This window comes from Pseudomonas sp. LS-2, from assembly GCF_003605735.1.
Taxonomy (GTDB): Bacteria; Pseudomonadota; Gammaproteobacteria; order Pseudomonadales; family Pseudomonadaceae; genus Aquipseudomonas.
The window spans coordinates 2,501-4,387 of the sequence record NZ_QXTJ01000032.1 but is presented as its reverse complement, the minus strand read 5'-3'; the positions used below and the strand labels follow the sequence as shown (position 1 = coordinate 4,387).

Below are 1,887 nucleotides of genomic sequence, written 5' to 3'. Positions count from 1 at the left end.
TCTTCACAGTCACCGCAATCTGTGCTCGTCGAGTCGCAGATTGCTTGGGTGTTATATGGTCAAGCCTCACGGGCAATTAGTATTGGTTAGCTCAACGCCTCACAGCGCTTACACACCCAACCTATCAACGTCGTAGTCTTCGACGGCCCTTCAGGGAACTCAAGGTTCCAGTGAGATCTCATCTTGAGGCAAGTTTCCCGCTTAGATGCTTTCAGCGGTTATCTTTTCCGAACATAGCTACCCGGCAATGCCACTGGCGTGACAACCGGAACACCAGAGGTTCGTCCACTCCGGTCCTCTCGTACTAGGAGCAGCCCCTCTCAAATCTCAAACGTCCACGGCAGATAGGGACCGAACTGTCTCACGACGTTCTAAACCCAGCTCGCGTACCACTTTAAATGGCGAACAGCCATACCCTTGGGACCGGCTTCAGCCCCAGGATGTGATGAGCCGACATCGAGGTGCCAAACACCGCCGTCGATATGAACTCTTGGGCGGTATCAGCCTGTTATCCCCGGAGTACCTTTTATCCGTTGAGCGATGGCCCTTCCATACAGAACCACCGGATCACTAAGACCTACTTTCGTACCTGCTCGACGTGTCTGTCTCGCAGTCAAGCGCGCTTTTGCCTTTATACTCTACGACCGATTTCCGACCGGTCTGAGCGCACCTTCGTACTCCTCCGTTACTCTTTAGGAGGAGACCGCCCCAGTCAAACTACCCACCATACACTGTCCTCGATCCGGATGACGGACCTGAGTTAGAACCTCAAAGTTGCCAGGGTGGTATTTCAAGGATGGCTCCACGCGAACTGGCGTCCACGCTTCAAAGCCTCCCACCTATCCTACACAAGCAAATTCAAAGTCCAGTGCAAAGCTATAGTAAAGGTTCACGGGGTCTTTCCGTCTAGCCGCGGATACACTGCATCTTCACAGCGATTTCAATTTCACTGAGTCTCGGGTGGAGACAGCGCCGCCATCGTTACGCCATTCGTGCAGGTCGGAACTTACCCGACAAGGAATTTCGCTACCTTAGGACCGTTATAGTTACGGCCGCCGTTTACCGGGGCTTCGATCAAGAGCTTCGCGTTAGCTAACCCCATCAATTAACCTTCCGGCACCGGGCAGGCGTCACACCCTATACGTCCACTTTCGTGTTTGCAGAGTGCTGTGTTTTTAATAAACAGTCGCAGCGGCCTGGTATCTTCGACCGGCATGAGCTTACGGAGCAAGTCCTTCACCCTCACCGGCGCACCTTCTCCCGAAGTTACGGTGCCATTTTGCCTAGTTCCTTCACCCGAGTTCTCTCAAGCGCCTTGGTATTCTCTACCCAACCACCTGTGTCGGTTTGGGGTACGGTTCCTGGTTACCTGAAGCTTAGAAGCTTTTCTTGGAAGCATGGCATCAACCACTTCGTGTTCTAAAGAACACTCGTCATCAGCTCTCGGCCTTGAGATCCCGGATTTACCTAAGATCCCAGCCTACCACCTTAAACCTGGACAACCAACGCCAGGCTGGCCTAGCCTTCTCCGTCCCTCCATCGCAATAACCAGAAGTACAGGAATATTAACCTGTTTTCCATCGACTACGCTTTTCAGCCTCGCCTTAGGGACCGACTAACCCTGCGTCGATTAACGTTGCGCAGGAAACCTTGGTCTTTCGGCGTGGGTGTTTTTCACACCCATTGTCGTTACTCATGTCAGCATTCGCACTTCTGATACCTCCAGCAAGCTTCTCAACTCACCTTCACAGGCTTACAGAACGCTCCTCTACCGCATCATCCAAAGATGATACCCGTAGCTTCGGTGCATGGTTTGAGCCCCGTTACATCTTCCGCGCAGGCCGACTCGACTAGTGAGCTATTACGCTTTCTTTAAAGGGTGGCTGC

General features: G+C 52.8%; 1 rRNA gene (running past one end of the window). It reads right to left on the bottom strand.

The window, feature by feature from the left end:
- Positions 1 to 55: 55 nt before the first annotated feature.
- Positions 56 to 1,887, bottom strand: a 23S ribosomal RNA gene (locus D3M70_RS18210); it runs 1,061 nt beyond the window's last position.